This is a genomic window from Lonsdalea quercina subsp. quercina, assembly GCF_000688695.1.
In the GTDB taxonomy this organism is placed as follows: domain Bacteria; phylum Pseudomonadota; class Gammaproteobacteria; order Enterobacterales; family Enterobacteriaceae; genus Lonsdalea; species Lonsdalea quercina_D.
Genome location: NZ_JIBQ01000003.1, coordinates 427,492 through 443,906, shown reverse-complemented (window position 1 = coordinate 443,906; position 16,415 = coordinate 427,492). Strand labels below are relative to the sequence as shown.

Sequence of the window (16,415 nt, the reverse complement as noted above, 5' to 3'; positions counted from 1 at the left end):
CGGGATAAAACCACGTTCCCGGTAACCTCCGTCCGACGGCGGAGGCCCTCCGTTCGATGCGCCCATCAGGCGCCGCGCTGCAACAACATCGACTTGATATGGCCGATGGCTCGCGTCGGATTCAATCCCTTCGGGCACACGCTGACGCAGTTCATGATGCTGTGACAGCGGAACACGCTGAAAGCGTCGTCAAGCCCATCAAGACGCGGCTTGGTTTCCGAATCACGGCTGTCGATCAGGAATCGGTACGCCGTCAGCAACCCGGCAGGCCCGATGAATTTATCCGGATTCCACCAGAAAGAGGGACAAGAGGTGGAACAGCAGGCGCACATGATGCATTCATACAGTCCATCCAGCTTCGCCCTGTCCTGCGGCGACTGCAAATTTTCACGCGCCGGAGGATTCTTCCCATTATTCAACAGGTAAGGTTTAACTTTCTCATATTGGGCATAGAATTGTCCCATGTCTACCACCAAATCGCGTACCACCGGCAATCCCGGCAGCGGTCGAATCACGATTTTGTGGTTGCCGCGACGCAGGCTGGACACCGGTGTGATGCATGCCAGACCGTTTTTACCGTTGATATTCACCCCGTCCGAACCGCATACGCCCTCGCGGCAAGAGCGACGAAAAGTGAGCGTCGGGTCTTGCTCCTTGAGCTGGATTAATGCGTCCAGCAACATCATGTCCGTCCCTTCGTCGGCTTCCAGCTGGTAATCCTGCATCCGCGGAGCGTTATCCATATCCGGGTTGTAACGATAAATCGAAAATTCAAGTTTCATCGCCGTCTCTCCGTCTTCTAATAGGTGCGCACTTTCGGCGGGAATGCCTCGCGTAGCGTCGGCTGCATGTTCACCTCACGGCGCGTCATGCTTTCGGTCTCCGGCAGATACAGCGTGTGGCAAAGCCAGTGTTCATCATCGCGATCGGGATGGTCGGAGCGGCTATGCGCGCCACGGCTTTCCGTGCGGTAATTCGCAGCCAGCGCGGTGGCGAACGCGGTATCCATCAGATTATCCAGTTCCAGACACTCGATGCGCTGGGTGTTGAACTCCTGCGACGTGTCGTCTAAACGGGCGTGTTGCAACCGCTCGCGGATTGTTTTCAGCTCCTCCAGCCCCTGAGCCATCGCATCGGCTTCACGGAAGACGGAGAAGTTATGCTGCATACACTCCTGTAATGCCCGGCGGATCTCCACGGGACTTTCCCCATCGCGGTTGTTGTTCCAGCGGTTGAGACGGGCAAGGGACGCCTCGATATCCGACTCGCTGGCATCGCGGCTGGCGCCCTGCTCCGACAAAGACGCTTCCAAATGCATCCCCACGGCGCGCCCGAACACCACCAGGTCGAGCAGTGAATTGCCGCCGAGGCGATTAGCGCCATGGACGGACACACAGGCGATTTCCCCCACCGCAAACAAGCCGGGGATAACGACGTCTTCGCCTTGTGAATTGACGGTCAGCGCCTGACCGGTGATTTTGGTCGGGATGCCGCCCATCATGTAGTGACAGGTCGGGATCACCGGAATCGGTTCCTTGACCGGGTCGACGTGAGCGAAGGTGCGGGAAAGTTCCAGAATGCCCGGCAGACGGGATTCCAGCACTTCTTTACCGAGGNGGTCGAGCTTCAGCTTAACGTGCGGCCCCCACGGACCATCGCACCCACGGCCTTCGCGGATTTCAATCATGATGGAGCGCGCGACAACGTCGCGGCCCGCCAAGTCTTTCGCGTTCGGGGCGTAGCGTTCCATGAAGCGTTCGCCGTCTTTATTCAGTAGATAGCCGCCCTCGCCGCGGCAGCCTTCAGTGACCAGAACCCCAGCCCCCGCGATCCCCGTCGGGTGGAACTGCCACATCTCCATGTCTTGGACCGGAACGCCAGCGCGCAGCGCCATGCCCACCCCGTCGCCGGTATTGATGTGCGCATTGGTCGTGGACTGATAGATGCGCCCCGCGCCGCCGGTCGCCAGCACCGTCGCGCGGGCTTTGAAATAGACGACTTCGCCGGTTTCGATACAAATTGCGGTACAGCCCACCACCGCGCCGTCCTGATTTTTCACCAGATCCAGCGCGTACCACTCGGAAAAAATGGTGGTGTGATTTTTCAGGTTTTGCTGATACAGCGTGTGCAGCAACGCGTGTCCCGTGCGGTCGGCCGCCGCCGCGGTTCGCGCGGCCTGCTCGCCGCCGAAGTTTTTCGACTGACCGCCGAACGGACGCTGATAAATACGCCCATCATCCAGCCGTGAAAAAGGCAGCCCCATGTGTTCCAGCTCCAGCACGGCTTCCGGCCCGGTCTTGCACATGTACTCAATGGCATTTTGATCGCCGATATAGTCCGACCCTTTTACCGTGTCGTACATATGCCACTGCCAGTTATCTTCGTGGGTATTCCCCAGCGCAACCGTAATGCCGCCCTGAGCGGAGACGGTATGCGAACGCGTCGGAAATACCTTGGAAATGAGGGCGCAGGACAACCCCATCTGGGAAATTTGCAACGCGGCGCGCATACCCGCGCCGCCCGCGCCAACCACAACTGCATCAAACTCTCTGACTGGCAGATTCATTACGCCCCCCACACCACAATCGTTCCATAAATGACATACACCATCAGCACGACCACAATCGCCAACTGTAACGTGAGCCGAACGGCCAGCGGTTTGATGTAGTCGGTCAACACCTGCCACAGGCCGATCCAGGCATGCACCAGAATCGAAAGCAGAGCCAGCAGGGTGAGCACTTTAGTGAGACGCAGGGCGAAGAAATCACGCCAGAGGGGATAGGTGAGTTCGGGCGAAGTGACGTAAAAACCCACCAGATACAAAACGTACAGCACGATGACGATGGCAGCAGCGCGAAGTAATAACCAATCGTGTACTCCATTACGCCCGAGTGCAGAAGCATTGCTTACCATACAAGGACTCCAGACAAGATTGAAAGCACGACAGTAATAACAAAAGCGATCCATGCGGAGCGTTCACCCGAGGCAAAAGTTTCCTCTATGCCGCCAAAATCCATTAGCAGATGACGCAAACCACCCACGGCATGGTAGGCCAGCGCGGTGAGAATGCCCCAGACGATCAATTTGGCGATGACGCTATCCATTATGGCCGACGCCTGCATGAAGCCATCTTCGGAAGACAGAGAAAGACCCAGCAGCCAGAGCAGGATACCGATTGAAACAAAGGTGATAACGCCGGAAACGCGATGGAGAATGGATGCTACCGCGGTAGCGGGAAAGTGGATCGTTTGCAGATCCAGATTGACAGGTCTTTGTTTTTTCACAGGTTCGCCCACACAACTTTTATTATTTTCTTACTCCGGACCTGTTGTGGGGGTCAGACAGCATGAGAGGTTGCAGAAAGGAAGATAAGTCGGCCATCTCCTTGTTTCGCCGCACGCTCCGTCAGCCAATTTCAAGCCTGGGCGGCGCAACCTATCACGCTGGGTGCTCCTACTGCAGGGTGTTCCGGAGACCTGAAAAAAGTATAGGTGCTTCACAATATCATTACAAATAGCACACATAGAGTTTGAGGGAATTTGCTGTGAATGGTGAATTAGATCACGCATTTAACAATTTATTAAAAATAAATCAGTGGCGTAGACAATTATTAAACATTAATTTTACAACTGATTTTTCATGCTTGTGGCTGATATCAAAGGCGATACACGGTGCTTTTCGATCGCAGCGGGTTATGTAACAGTGTCGAAAGAGTCCACGTAAAAGTCATCGGTATGACTACAATGAATTCAGGACGACGCGCCGGATTACCGGCAGCGCAGGGTGTAAACCGCCTGGGCGCTGCGACAAAAACCGGCCGCCTGCCCGTCCCGAACAACCGGTTTTTTACCGAGTCATGCCAGCCGGCTTCCGGCCGCCTCTCCCGGGTAGGGTGACTCGCTGTCACGGTGAGTAATGTCGTCAACTAAAACGCTAAGGAGAATGTAAATGGCTGATAAACACGCAACGATTACCATCGACGGTCAAGAGCCCATCGCGCTTGATGTCCTGTCCGGTACGCTCGGTTACGATGAGATCGATATCCGCAGCCTCGGTGCAAAAGGTTATTTCACGTTCGATCCTGGTTTTACGTCTACGGCCTCCTGCGAGTCCAAAATTACCTTCATCGACGGCGAACAAGGCATTCTGCTGCATCGGGGTTACCCGATCGATCAGCTGGCCGAAAAGTCCAACTATCTGGAAGTCTGTTATCTGCTGCTGTTCGGAGAAGCGCCTTCGCAGGCGCAGTACGACGAATTCAAAACCATCGTGACCCGCCACACCATGATCCATGAGCAAATTACCCGCCTGTTTCATGGTTTCCGCCGCGACTCGCATCCGATGGCGGTGCTGTGCGGCGTGACCGGCGCGCTGGCCGCCTTCTATCACGACTCGCTGGATATCAGTAATGAGCGGCACCGCGAGATTGCGGCCTATCGTCTGCTGTCGAAAATGCCGACCGTGGCCGCCATGTGCTACAAATATTCGCTGGGTCAGCCCTTCATCTACCCGCGTAACGACCTCTCCTATGCAGGCAACTTCCTGCACATGATGTTCGCCACGCCGTGCGAAGACTATGTAGTCAATCCCGTGCTGGAACGCGCCATGGATAAAATTCTGATCCTGCATGCGGACCATGAACAGAACGCCTCCACGTCGACCGTGCGCACCGCCGGTTCGTCCGGAGCCAATCCGTTCGCCTGTATCGCCGCCGGTATCGCATCGCTGTGGGGCCCCGCCCACGGCGGCGCAAACGAAGCCTGTTTGCGAATGCTGGAAGAGATCAGTTCGGTCAAACACATCCCGGAATTTATTGAGCGCGCAAAAGACAAAAACGATTCGTTCCGCCTGATGGGATTCGGCCACCGCGTGTACAAGAATTACGACCCGCGCGCCACCGTTATGCGCAAAACCTGTCACGAAGTGCTGAAAGAATTGAAAACCAAGGACGATCTGCTGGAAGTCGCCATGGAACTGGAGCACATCGCCTTGAACGATCCCTACTTCATTGAGCGCAAACTCTACCCGAATGTGGACTTCTACTCCGGCATTATCCTCAAAGCGATGGGGATCCCGTCATCGATGTTCACCGTCATCTTTGCGATGGCGCGCACGGTCGGATGGATTGCCCACTGGAGTGAGATGCACGGCGAAGGCCTTAAGATCGCACGTCCGCGCCAGCTTTATACCGGCTACGAACGACGCGACTTCGAACCTGAGGTGAAAGAGCATTAATGAAACGTCGCTCCGGGCCGGATAGGTCCGGTCCGGAGCTATACCGTCGACCTCCCCGTCGCCCCATCTGAACGCCCCTACTGTCTCCCCCCTTTCTGGAACAAATGTCACGCACATCTATTCCAGCGCCACTATGCGTCCTGCTCAGCCTAACGCTGGCAGTGGGGACAGCCGTAAAACGGGCGCGACGACGACACAGTGCGCTCAATGAGGTGACCACAGCGTTCGCAGGGTTTACCCGCGCGATGGAAAACACGAAAGCGGAACACGGCGCCGTGGTGCCGTCGCTCACTTCCTTCGCCGCGAGTCCGATAAGATAAACGAGGAATGTCCAGCAGGGCCTGACTCAGGGCCGCCAGTTGCTCTGGCGACAAGTCCGCGGCGCGGTGCCGGGGCGCCAGCTCGGCCTGCCACAAAATCTCCGCCCGGAGGTAGTTGCCCAATCCGGCCAGGAAAGCCTGATCCAGCAATAGCCCGCTGAACTGGCGACGACGAAAACGAGGCAGCAGCAATCGCGCCTGCACTTGATCCGCCGTCACCGTCATATCCAGCACATCCGGACCAATGCGTTGCAAGAAAGGATGCGTGGCCAGTTGGTCGATCGTCAGCATGTCGATATCGGAAGCGCTGTAAAGAGACACGGCGGTGTCTGCCGCCGTCAGCCGAACGCGCAGGTCGCGTTTGGTCTCGGGCAACGTTTCGGGCAACCCCACGCGCCAAACGCCATACAGCTGATTGTGGCTGTACAGCACTAAATCGTTGGAAAAATAGGTCAGCAGGGCCTTGCCACGGGTCACAATCCGCGTCACCTGCGACCCCGTCAGAGGTTGTTCATAGATTTTCAATGCGGGAAACGCGAACCAGGCGGCGGTCAGCGTTTTCCCGACGATAGCCGCCGACAGCGCATCGGCCGCGCGACGTATTTCAGGGCCTTCCGGCATAACCCCGCTCCCGTTAACGGTATTTCTTCAGCAGGCGGCGATGTGAATGCCGTACTGCGCAAAACTGTGATGCAGCTTGTTGGCGAACTGCAACGCATGGTCGCCGTCGCCGTGCAGGCACACCGTATCGGCTTTCACCGGAACCCAACTGCCATCGGTGGCGCGCACCCGCTGACGCTGGATCATTTCCAGCGTTTGCGCCAGCGCCAGTTCATCGCTGGTGATGAGCGCGCTGACTTGATCGCGCGGCACCAGCGTGCCGTCGGCCTGATAGCTGCGATCGGCGAACACTTCTTCGCGCGTCTTCAGCCCGTGTCGTTTTCCGGCTTCAATCAGCTCGCTCCCCGCCAGACCGACCAGGTGCAGCGAGGGATCGACCGCTTTGACCGCTCTGGCGATCGCGTCCGCCAGCTGCGGATCTTTGGCGGCCTGATTGTAAAGCATGCCGTGGGGCTTCACGTGGAACATCCGCGCGCCCTCCGCTTTGACTAACGCCGCCAGCGCGCCGACCTGGTAAACCACCTGAGCAAAGACCGCCTCGGGCGAAAGCTGCAACGCCCGGCGGCCGAAATGTTCCCGGTCGGGATAGCCCGGATGCGCGCCGATGGTGACGCCGAATTTGATAGCCGAGCGCACCGAACGATGCATCGTCTGCGCATCGCCGGCATGAAAACCGCAGGCGATGTTGGCGGAGCTGATCAACGGCAACAGCGCCTCGTCATGTTTCCCGCCTTCTCCCAGATCCGCGTTCAAGTCAATCACCATGTAGCCTCCAAGCCAGTTGTTCCAGATAGTGCCGCTGAGTCAGCCATGCCTGCCGAGCCTCTGGCAGCGAACAGTGAACGAAGTGTACCGACTCCCCCAGACGGATCTGGGCCAGATGATAAAGATCGGCGGCGATCACGCTGGCGATGCACGGATAGCCGCCGGTCGTCTGAGCATCCGCCATCAGGACGATCGGTTTACCGTTGTGCGGCACCTGAATCACCCCCGGTAATACGCCGTGAGACAGTATCTCCCGGTGGGAAACGCGCTCCAGCGCCGGTCCTTGCAGCCGATATCCCATTCGGTTGCTCTGCGGGCTCAACTGCCAGCCGGTGCGCCAGAACTCGTCGTGCGCGACTTCGCTGAATTCCTGATACTCCGGCCCGGTTAAAACCCGAACCCGGTTATGAAACAGAAGCTGTTTTATGCCGATCGGCTTGCTCAGTTGCCGTCTAGGTGCGCCGAGTGGCAGGCTATCGCCATCCGCCAGCGGACGTCCTGACAATCCGCCGAAGGCGGCTTTAAGATCGGTGCTTCGCGACCCCAACNCTTCCGGCACGTCGATGCCGCCGGAAATCGCCAGATAGCTGCGCATGCCGTGTCGCGGCATGCCCAGATGCAGCGTCTGCCCCGGCTCGACCGGGTAACGCCATCCGGTCCACAGCGTTTGACCATCCAGCTCCGCCCGCGCGTCCGCCCCGCTCAGCGCTATCCAGCTGCGGCGGGTGAATTTGGCCGTAAACTGACCGAGCGTGATCTCCAGAGCGGCCGTGTCGGCCTCATTCCCCACCAGCAGGTTGGCGATGCTCAGCGCGGGCACATCCAACGCCCCGCATTGACCAATGCCAAACTGGCGATGGTTAAAGCGGCCCAGGTCCTGAACCGTGGTTTGCAAACCCGCCCGAATAATATTCAGCATAGTCCCTCCCGCTGTGGAACGAAGCGAACCCGATCGCCCGGACGCAGCAGCGTCGGCGGAGTCGATTCAGGCGTGAACAGCGAAAGTTCTGTACGTCCTATCAGCTGCCAACCGCCGGGAGTCGATAGAGGATAAATACCGGTCTGATGGCCGCCGATGCCGACGGAACCGGCAGGCACCTGCAAACGGGGTTCTGCGCGTCGCGGGGTATGCAGCCGCGCATCCAGATCGCCCAGATAGGCAAAGCCGGGTTGAAAGCCGATGAAGTAAACGACATAGCGCGTGGCGGCGTGACATTCGACGACCTGACGCGGCGTCATGCCGCAGTGCGCCGCGACATGCGCTAAATCCGGCCCATGCGCCCCGCCGTAGATCACCGGAATATCGACTTCCCGAGAAGCCTGAGGCTTCGCCGAGATCTCATCCCAGGCATGGCGAAGCTGAGCTAACACCGCCGTCGGCGCGAACACCGGCTGGGCCAGAATGACGGTCAGATTATTCATTCCGGGAATGACCTCTTCTACCCCGCTTTCCCCGCGCAAACGCTCCGCCAGCGCCCAGATACGTTGCTGACTTTGCAGCGCCGCCGGCGGCGCCAGCTCAAGCACCGCCGCGCGCTCTCCCAGCAGATAACAGCGAACCTGTTGCATCCTTACCTCCCCTGAAAACCTCCGCTGCGACGCCGTATCACCGTCGTCCAGTTTCATCCCCAGCGACGACGGTCAATTAGGCCGGGTTGGGAATGTCGATAAAGGTCACGTCAAAGCCATGCTGCTGCGCCAGCCATTCGCCCAGCGCGCGGATCCCCGCTCGCTCCGTGGCGTGATGCCCGGCCGCATAAAAGTGAAGCCCCATTTCTCGTGCGGTATGCACCGTCTTTTCGGATACTTCGCCGGTAATAAAAGCATCCACGCCGAAATCGGCGGCCTGATCGATAAATCCCTGCCCTCCGCCGGTACACCATGCCACGCGCTTGATCATCGCCGGAGCATGATCGCCGCAGTGCAGCACCGAGCGCCCCAATCCCTCTTCCAACTGGTGGCGCAGCTCATCGCCGCTCTGCGGCTGCCGAAGCTCGCCATATGGCAGCAGCGAGTCGATCTCGCCCAGCGTCGTGATATTCAGCATGTCCGCCAGACAGGCGTTGTTGCCGATCTCAGGGTGCGCATCCAGCGGCAGGTGATAGCCGTACAGATTGATGTCGTTAGCCAATAGCGTTTTCAGACGCCGACGTTTCATTCCGCGAATAACGGCGGGTTCGCTTTTCCAGAAGTAACCGTGATGCACCAGCACCGCATCGGCCTGCTGCGCCACGGCGGCATCCAGCAACGCCTGACAGGCCGTCACCCCGGTAACGATACGTTTCACATCGCTACGGCCTTCGACCTGTAGCCCATTCGGGGCATAGTCGGAAAAAGCGGACACATTCAGAAATCGGTCAATGACGGTTTCCAGTTCGGTATTACGCATAGGTACAACGGCTCCCTGATAAATTATTGCTTGTTCTTAGCGGCCTCGAACGCCGCCAACGTGCGGGTTCTCGCCTGTTTATGGTCTACGATCGGCGCGGGGTAGTCGAGCTTTTGCCCCTGCTGTTCCGCCCAACGCAGAGGATGATGAATCGCTTTGCCGGGCACCTTCGATAGCTCCGGCACCCAGCGCCGGATAAAGTCGCCGTCCGGGTCGAAGCGCTCCCCCTGCGTGGTCGGGTTAAAGATGCGGAAGTAGGGCGCAGAGTCTGTCCCGGTCGACGCGGCCCACTGCCAGCCACCGTTGTTGGCGGCCAGATCGCCGTCCACCAGTTGGCTCATGAAATACCGCTCGCCCTCATGCCAGTCAATCAGCAGATCCTTAATAAGGAAGCTGGCGCAGATCATGCGCAGCCGGTTATGCATCCAGCCTGTGTGATTAAGCTGCCGCATGCCCGCATCCACGATGGGAAAGCCGGTGCGGCCTTCCTGCCAGGCTTTAAGCCCTTTGGGATCGTCCCGCCACTCAATCTGCTTCGTCCAGGGCATAAATGGCTGATGGCGACACAGCTCAGGGCTAAAGACCATCAGATGACGGTAAAACTCTCGCCAAACCAGCTCGTTAAACCAAACGAAAGCGCCGCCGTCAGGCTGGTTCAGCGCCTCGGGAGACTCCGCGAGCAGCCCTTCGAGACACTGCCGCGGCGAGATGACGCCGAGCGCCAGATAAGGGGACAGCTGGCTGGTGCCAGGCGCGGCGGGAAGGTCGCGCTGAGAGGCGTAGCCGTCGGCCTTCTGACGACAAAACTGACGCAGCCGCTGCTGCGCAGCCTCTTCGCCGGCCGGAAAGTCGTCGGAAACAGAGATCGACGGATAGTCGAACGGCTTCACTGGCGGCACATCGTCCGTCAACTTGCCGCGCGAGGCGGGGGCTGGCACGCAGACGGTTTCGCTCTGCTGCAGCCGTTTGACGAACGCTTTGCTGAACGGCGTGAAGACGCGATACATCTTGCCATCGCCCGTCATCACGCTGCCGGGCGGCAGCAGTAAGCTGTCGTCAAAGCCCTGACAGACGACTTTTCCGTCCAGCGCCTGCTCCATTTTTCTGTCGCGCTGGCGTTCATTCAGCTCGTACTGATAGTTGTAGAACAGGTTCGTGACCTGCTCGCGCTGGCAAAATTCGACCAGTGCATCAATGCTGTCGTTAAAGTCGCCGCACTGCTGATAAAAAAGCGGAATGCCCTTATCGTGCAGAGACTGCTGCAGCCGTTGCAGGTTATCGAACATCAAGGCGGCCTGACGCTCAGACATGTCATGATTAGCCCACTGCCGGGGCGTGGCGATGAATAGCCCGATCACACGGGCTTTTTTATCCTGACAGGCGGCGTGGAGCGCGAGATTATCGCTCATGCGTAAATCGTTGCGAAACCAGACCAAGTGCGTAGCCATAGCGAGTCCTTGTGACAACAAACTAGTAGCCGTACCGCAAGCGCAACGCTTCGGGATACGGCGCGAAATAGCGCTGCTGCTCGAGATAGTCGTCCGGATATTCGGACAGATAGTGGCGCAGGAGCGTAATGGGAGCGAGCAGCGGCTGGACCCCTTGACGATAACGATCGATAAGCTGGGTCAGCTCCTGACGCTGTGAGGCATTCAGCTGGTTGCGGAAATAGCCCTGCACATGCATGAGAACGTTGGTGTGATTGCGGCGGGTCGCCGGATTCGAGAGCAGCGACATCAAGCGCAGCCGGTATTCCGTGGCGAAGGCTTCCAGAGACTCCCACTCGTCCATCGTGGCGACAAAACGTCCCAGCGTGCGGTATTCCGGCTGAGAGNGGGCCAGCAACAGCAGCTTGTAACGGCTGTGAAACGCCATCAGCCGCCCGCGGGTCAGCCCCTGCTGCCACAGCTGATTTAGCTCATGCAGCGCGAAAACCCGCTCGATGAAGTTCTCGCGGAGCACCGCGTCGTTCAGGCGGCCGTTCTCTTCTACAGGCAACCACGGCATGGCGGCCATCAGGTGTTCGGTAAAGAGACCAACGCCGCTTCGCCGCGCGTTTTTCTGGTCGGCGTCATACACGCGTACACGCTCCATCCCACAGCTGGGGGATTTGGCGCAGACGATGTAGCCGCACAGATGACTCAGTTCGCTCACCTTGCTTGCCGAGAAAGCGTGCATTTCCTCGGTCACGTCCAGATCGCTGCCATTGCTGGCGCGCAACACGGTTTCGTCGTGTTCGTTCTTGACCAGCCGCAAAGCCGGACGCGGCGTCGGCAGCCCGACCGCGATTTCAGGGCATATCGGCTCAAAGCTGAAATAGGAAGTGAGTTGGTCCGCAGCAAACCCAAAACGCTTGTGTCCGCCGTCAAAACGGACCTGATTTCCCAGCAGGCAGGCGCTTATGCCAACGGGAATTAACGAGTTCGACATGAGGTGCCTCATCAAAAGAAATTGCTATCTCACTAGCATAGCGGATTTACAGGCAACTCATGAGAAAGATGAGGAAAATCATGCCGTCGCGCCTGACGATTTCAGACGCGAAGGAGGCGGGAAGAACGCGGCCCGTCGGGCCTGCGCTTAATAAAAGTGGCCGGCGGCGTGCTCTGACTGCATGTGCCACACCGGTTCGTCGCTGGTTTTTAACCATACTCGATGCAAATAACTGTAGAAACGGGCGCGATCGCGACGGAACAACATCACTGGCAAAGCCAGCAGACCAATGATCACAACCGCGCTGCGGCGCAGAACAATACGGTGGAACGGGTAAGCGTAAGACATGGCCATCCTCCGAGTCATACAATGCGCGGGAGGCACTCCCGCAGGTGATGAACGCGTCACTGCAACAGGTTAAAACTCTACCTCCTTTGCGCCCGGTTAGCTACTCATCCGACCAGAAAACCAGGCCGTATTTATCCTAAAAATTGATGAAGGGACCGGCCTGACGATGATAAAAAAGCTGACTTTTGCCACCCGCGAATAAAACGCCGGAGATGCCTGGCTCTGGCGGAAACGCCGCCGCTTATGTATTACTGTTAGATCCAACCCATGATTCACTGAGCCCAGGCGATAAGGACTGTTCATGACCAATGAGGAACCGCGTCGTCCCGACCCGGATACATTGCTGTCCCAGCTTGGAGAATCCCCGCGGGGAAAACTGAAGATTTTTTTCGGTGCCAGCGCGGGCGTCGGGAAAACCTACGCGATGCTGCAAGAAGCGCGCCGTCTCAAGGAGCAGGGGCTGGATGTGCTGGTCGGCGTGGTGGAAACCCACGGGCGCGTGGAGACCCTCGCGCAGTTAGACGGGTTGCCGCAACTGCCGGGGAAAAAGATCGGCGCGGCGGGCAGAGATCACGAGGAATTTGACCTGGACGCTGCGCTGATGCGGGCGCCTGCGCTGATCCTCGTAGACGAACTGGCCCACAGTAATCTGCGTGGAAGTCGTCATCCTAAACGCTGGCAGGATGTGCAGGAGCTCTTGGAAGCCGGGATCGATGTCTTCACAACGGTCAACGTGCAACATCTGGAAAGCCTTAACGATGTGGTGGGCGGGATCACCGGTATACGCGTACGCGAAACCCTGCCCGATCCGTTCTTTGACGACGCGGACGAAGTCGTGCTGGTGGATTTGCCGCCGGACGACCTGCGCCAACGCCTGCATGAAGGCAAGGTTTATCTTCCGCAGCAGGCAGAACGCGCCATCGAACATTTCTTCCGCAAGGGCAATCTCGTTGCGCTGCGTGAGCTGGCCCTGCGTCGGCTGGCTGACCGCGTGGACGATCAGGTGCGGGCGATGCGCGACCTGCAGGGCGACGAGCGCGTATGGCATACCCGCGATGCGATTCTGCTCTGCATCGGTCAGGACGAGGGTAATGAAAAACTGGTGCGGACCGCCGCCCGGCTGGCGGCGCGGTTGGGCAGCATCTGGCATGCGGTATACGTGGAAACGCCCCGGTTACACCGACTGCCAGAATCCCGACGCCGGGCCATCCTGCGCGCATTGAAGCTGGCGCAGGATTTGGGAGCAGAAACGGCCACCTTGTCCGATCCCTCCGTGGAAAACGCCATCCTCCGTTACGCGCGCGAACATAATCTCGGCAAAATCGTGATTGGTCGTCACACGGATCGCCGTTGGCATCGCTGGCGGCGGGCGCGTTTCGCCGAGAAGCTGGGGCTTTTGGGACCCGATCTCGATCTCGTGGTGGTTTCCGTTCAGGATGAGCCCGCCACCCCGCAGGTCAAACCGGAAGATAACCGGAGTCTCACCGAAAAATGGCGGCGTCAGTTGTATGGCTGCGCGCTGGCGATTGCCCTGTGCGCCGCAATCACGCTGCTGGCGCTGTGGTCTCCATTTTCCGTGCTCGAACCGGTGAATCTGGTGATGATTTACCTGCTTGGCGTGGCGATCGTCGCGCTGTTTTTCGGACGTTGGCCCTCGGTTTTTGCCGCGCTGATCAACGTCGTCGCCTTTGATCTCTGCTTCGTCGCGCCGCGCGGTAAACTGGCCGTGGCCGATGCACAGTATCTGGTCACGTTTATCGTGATGCTCAGCGTCGGCATTCTGGTGGGCAGCCTGACCGCTGGCGTGCGCTATCAGGCGCGCGTCGCCCACTACCGTGAACAGCGCATGCGCCATCTGTACGAGATGTCCAATGCGCTTAACCGCAGCCTGACCGTGGAAGATATCGCCGCCGCCAGCCGTCACTATCTTGGCTCGACGTTTCAGGCTCGCGCCGCGATCTGGCTGGCGGATACGCCGTCCTCGCCGACGGCCGAACTGAAGCCCGTCTCGGCGCAAACGCCGGAACCGCTTATCGTCGNCCCGGCTATCGCACGCTGGAGCTTCGACCATCATGCGCCGGCGGGCTACGGAACACGTACCCTGCCCGGCGTTCCCTACCAGATTCAGCCGCTGTCGACGCCGCAGCTGACGTTCGGCGTCATCGCGCTTGAGCCGCTGCATGCGCGCCAACTGATGATCCCTGAACAGCAGCGCATGCTGGAGACCTGCACTGTCTTGATCGCCAATGCGCTGGAACGGCTGCATCTCATCCAAAGCGCCGAGAAAGCACGTCTCGACACCGAGCGCGAGCAACTGCGCAACTCGTTGCTGTCCGCGCTGTCCCACGATCTGAGAACGCCGTTGACGGTGCTGTCCGGCCAGACGGAAATTCTGACGCGTAATCTGAGCGCACAGGCGTCCCCTTATGCTTCTCAGGCCGGCCAGATCGGACGGCAGATCCAGAACACGACGCGGCTGGTCAATAATCTGCTGGATATGGCTCGTCTCCAGTCGGACGGTTTCCATCCCCGCAAAGCCTGGCAGTCCCTTCAGGAGCTGGCGGACAGCGCACTGCGCCATCTAGAAAATGGCGAAGACGCGCCAGACGTGACGCTGGCGCTGCCGCAAGAACTGATGCTGGTCTACTGCGATGCCACCCTGATAGAACGGGTGCTGATTAACCTTTTGGAGAATGCCGTCAAGTACGCGGGCAACCGGGCGGCCATCACGCTCTCCGCTCTGCCGATCGTCACGGCAACCGGCGAACGCGACGTCGAAGTGCGTGTGCAGGACAACGGACCGAGCATCGACCCCGACAAGGCGCAGATGATTTTCGATAAATTCGCCCGCGGACATCCGGAGTCCGCCATTCCTGGTGTAGGCTTGGGACTGGCTATCTGTCGGGCCATCGTCGCCATTCACGGCGGAAAAATCTGGGCGACGAATGCCGAAGGCAGCGGCGCCGTGTTTCACTTCACACTGCCGCTGATAACCCCGCCGGATCTGGAACCTGAATAAGAGGAGTCACCACGCAGGTGCTTACCAACGTATTGATCGTAGAAGATGAAAAAGAGATACGGCGCTTCGTGCGGCAAGCGCTCGAAGCGGAAGGGTGTCATGTCTTTGAGGCCGATACGCTACAGCGCGGCCTGCTTGAGGCCGCCACCCGCAAGCCGTCGCTGATTATCCTCGATCTGGGACTGCCGGACGGCAACGGCATCGATTATATTCACGACCTGCGCCAGTGGAGCAGCATCCCGATTATCGTCCTGTCCGCCCGCAGCGATGAACAGGATAAAATCGCGGCGCTGGATGCTGGCGCCGACGATTTTCTGACAAAACCCTTTGGCATTGGAGAACTGCTGGCCCGGCTGCGGGTCGCACAGCGCCGGTTTACCCTGTCGCGTCAGGAGAGCCCGAAGGTGACGTTCGGCGACGTCAGTGTCGATCTGCTCGACCGTCAGGTGATCCGCAACGGCGAAACGCTGCATCTCACGCCCACCGAGTTCCGCCTATTGTCCCTGCTGGTCGCCAATCCCGGCAAAGTCTTGACGCAGCGCCAATTGCTAAACGACGTCTGGGGCCCCAACGCGGTGGAAAACAGCCACTACCTGCGCATCTATATGGGACACCTGCGCCAGAAACTGGAGCTGGACCCCGCCCGCCCTCGGCACCTGGTTACGGAGACCGCCGTCGGCTATCGCTTCATCCCCTGAAGATAGCCTTTCCCATGAGGCAGGAGTAGCATTCACGCTTATTTCTGAGCGGGAAAAGAGTCATGAGTAGCTGGTTGATCTATGCACTGCTATCCGCGCTGTGCGCCGCGCTGGTAGCGATATTCGGTAAAGTGGGACTACAACAGTTGGACGCCAATACGGCGACCGCGGTGCGCGCCGTCATCATGGCCCTGTTCCTGGTCGGCGTTGTCGTCGCTCAAGGTAAACTGGGCCTGGTAGGCTCGATTCTGACACAGCATAAAGCCATGCTGTTTATTGTACTCAGCGGCGTCGCCGGGGCCATGTCGTGGCTGTTCTACTTCATGGCGCTCAAAAATGGCTCAGTCGCGCAGGTCGCCCCGATCGATAAACTGAGCGTCGTCTTTGCCGTGATTTTGGCGGTGATCCTGCTGGGGGAAAAGATATCTCTGCTGGCGGGCGTGGGCGTCGCGCTGATCTCAGCCGGCGCGCTGCTGATCGCATTGGGATAACGGCAAGCGGCCCGTTGTTTGATGACATCGGTCTGTTCGTCATAGCGGGCCGTCCCCCCGACATAAGAAACGGGGACGCTCGCCCCCCTCTGCAACGCG

Annotated in this window: 16 protein-coding genes; 4 read left to right on the top strand and 12 right to left on the bottom strand. The window is 58.9% G+C overall.

What is annotated here, in order from left to right; all coding sequences use genetic code 11:
• Window positions 1-65: 65 nt before the first annotated feature.
• The 4 genes from SB13_RS03260 to sdhC form a co-directional block, all read right to left on the bottom strand.
• A complete protein-coding gene (locus SB13_RS03260; protein ID WP_026738976.1) occupies window positions 66-782 on the bottom strand; it encodes a succinate dehydrogenase iron-sulfur subunit in 717 nt (238 codons plus the stop codon).
• Between the two features lie 17 nt (window positions 783-799).
• Window positions 800-2,566: a succinate dehydrogenase flavoprotein subunit gene (gene sdhA / locus SB13_RS03255; protein WP_026738975.1), complete on the bottom strand. Its 1,767-nt coding sequence runs from the start codon at window positions 2,564-2,566 to the stop codon at window positions 800-802.
• Window positions 2,566-2,913, bottom strand: coding sequence for a succinate dehydrogenase membrane anchor subunit (gene sdhD, locus SB13_RS03250; protein WP_026738974.1), 348 nt, complete (start codon window positions 2,911-2,913; stop codon window positions 2,566-2,568). Before sdhD ends, sdhA begins: the two co-directional genes overlap by 1 nt.
• Window positions 2,907-3,296, bottom strand: a complete 390-nt coding sequence (gene sdhC / locus SB13_RS03245; RefSeq protein WP_026738973.1) for a succinate dehydrogenase cytochrome b556 subunit — start codon at window positions 3,294-3,296, stop codon at window positions 2,907-2,909. Before sdhC ends, sdhD begins: the two co-directional genes overlap by 7 nt.
• 652 nt (window positions 3,297-3,948) lie before the next feature.
• Here sdhC and SB13_RS03240 point away from each other — a divergent pair.
• Entirely contained in the window at window positions 3,949-5,235 is a 1,287-nt protein-coding gene (locus SB13_RS03240) for a citrate synthase (RefSeq protein WP_026738972.1), read from the top strand.
• Window positions 5,236-5,384: 149 nt separating this feature from the next.
• On the opposite strand, the gene nei is transcribed toward SB13_RS03240, so the two are convergent.
• From nei to SB13_RS03200, 8 genes are all read right to left on the bottom strand, one after another.
• Window positions 5,385-6,176 carry an endonuclease VIII gene (gene nei, locus SB13_RS03235; protein WP_026738971.1) on the bottom strand — a complete coding sequence of 264 codons (792 nt, stop codon included), beginning with the start codon at window positions 6,174-6,176 and terminating at the stop codon, window positions 5,385-5,387.
• Between the two features lie 27 nt (window positions 6,177-6,203).
• Window positions 6,204-6,941, bottom strand: coding sequence for a 5-oxoprolinase subunit PxpA (gene pxpA, locus SB13_RS03230; RefSeq protein ID WP_026738991.1), 738 nt, complete (start codon window positions 6,939-6,941; stop codon window positions 6,204-6,206).
• Window positions 6,931-7,860 (bottom strand): 5-oxoprolinase subunit PxpC, encoded by a 930-nt coding sequence (gene pxpC / locus SB13_RS03225; protein WP_026738970.1) that lies wholly within the window; start codon window positions 7,858-7,860, stop codon window positions 6,931-6,933. The genes pxpA and pxpC overlap by 11 nt, the downstream gene beginning before the upstream one ends.
• Window positions 7,854-8,510 (bottom strand): 5-oxoprolinase subunit PxpB, encoded by a 657-nt coding sequence (pxpB, locus tag SB13_RS03220; RefSeq protein WP_026738969.1) that lies wholly within the window; start codon window positions 8,508-8,510, stop codon window positions 7,854-7,856. The genes pxpC and pxpB overlap by 7 nt, the downstream gene beginning before the upstream one ends.
• A gap of 76 nt (window positions 8,511-8,586) precedes the next feature.
• Window positions 8,587-9,330, bottom strand: a complete 744-nt coding sequence (locus SB13_RS03215; protein WP_026738968.1) for a type 2 GTP cyclohydrolase I — start codon at window positions 9,328-9,330, stop codon at window positions 8,587-8,589.
• A gap of 23 nt (window positions 9,331-9,353) precedes the next feature.
• On the bottom strand, window positions 9,354-10,778 hold the full coding sequence (gene phrB, locus SB13_RS03210) for a deoxyribodipyrimidine photo-lyase (RefSeq protein ID WP_026738967.1): 1,425 nt from the start codon (window positions 10,776-10,778) through the stop codon (window positions 9,354-9,356).
• 22 nt (window positions 10,779-10,800) lie between these two features.
• Window positions 10,801-11,760: a YbgA family protein gene (locus SB13_RS03205; protein ID WP_026738966.1), complete on the bottom strand. Its 960-nt coding sequence runs from the start codon at window positions 11,758-11,760 to the stop codon at window positions 10,801-10,803.
• A 147-nt stretch (window positions 11,761-11,907) separates the two neighbouring features.
• Window positions 11,908-12,114 (bottom strand): YbfA family protein, encoded by a 207-nt coding sequence (locus SB13_RS03200; RefSeq protein WP_026738965.1) that lies wholly within the window; start codon window positions 12,112-12,114, stop codon window positions 11,908-11,910.
• Between the two features lie 295 nt (window positions 12,115-12,409).
• On the opposite strand from SB13_RS03200, the gene kdpD reads away from it, so the two are divergent.
• From kdpD to SB13_RS03185, 3 genes are all read left to right on the top strand, one after another.
• Complete coding sequence (gene kdpD, locus SB13_RS03195) at window positions 12,410-15,127, top strand: two-component system sensor histidine kinase KdpD (RefSeq protein WP_026738964.1); 2,718 nt, start codon at window positions 12,410-12,412, stop codon at window positions 15,125-15,127.
• Window positions 15,128-15,144: 17 nt separating this feature from the next.
• Window positions 15,145-15,825: a two-component system response regulator KdpE gene (gene kdpE / locus SB13_RS03190; RefSeq protein WP_026738963.1), complete on the top strand. Its 681-nt coding sequence runs from the start codon at window positions 15,145-15,147 to the stop codon at window positions 15,823-15,825.
• A 62-nt stretch (window positions 15,826-15,887) separates the two neighbouring features.
• The gene (locus SB13_RS03185) at window positions 15,888-16,316 is read left to right on the top strand and encodes an EamA family transporter (RefSeq protein ID WP_026738962.1); all 429 of its coding nucleotides are present in this window, start codon (window positions 15,888-15,890) and stop codon (window positions 16,314-16,316) included.
• Window positions 16,317-16,415: the final 99 nt, after the last annotated feature.

Bases quoted from the DNA above. Each gene is read 5' to 3' on its own strand.
- SB13_RS03260 (WP_026738976.1), bottom strand. From the start codon at position 782: ATGAAACTTGAATTTTCGATTTATCGTTACAACCCGGATATGGATAAC.
- sdhD (WP_026738974.1), bottom strand. From the start codon at position 2,913: ATGGTAAGCAATGCTTCTGCACTCGGGCGTAATGGAGTACACGATTGG.
- SB13_RS03240 (WP_026738972.1), top strand. From the start codon at position 3,949: ATGGCTGATAAACACGCAACGATTACCATCGACGGTCAAGAGCCCATC.
- nei (WP_026738971.1), bottom strand. From the start codon at position 6,176: ATGCCGGAAGGCCCTGAAATACGTCGCGCGGCCGATGCGCTGTCGGCG.
- pxpA (WP_026738991.1), bottom strand. From the start codon at position 6,941: ATGGTGATTGACTTGAACGCGGATCTGGGAGAAGGCGGGAAACATGAC.
- pxpB (WP_026738969.1), bottom strand. From the start codon at position 8,510: ATGCAACAGGTTCGCTGTTATCTGCTGGGAGAGCGCGCGGCGGTGCTT.
- SB13_RS03215 (WP_026738968.1), bottom strand. From the start codon at position 9,330: ATGCGTAATACCGAACTGGAAACCGTCATTGACCGATTTCTGAATGTG.
- phrB (WP_026738967.1), bottom strand. From the start codon at position 10,778: ATGGCTACGCACTTGGTCTGGTTTCGCAACGATTTACGCATGAGCGAT.
- SB13_RS03200 (WP_026738965.1), bottom strand. From the start codon at position 12,114: ATGGCCATGTCTTACGCTTACCCGTTCCACCGTATTGTTCTGCGCCGC.
- SB13_RS03185 (WP_026738962.1), top strand. From the start codon at position 15,888: ATGAGTAGCTGGTTGATCTATGCACTGCTATCCGCGCTGTGCGCCGCG.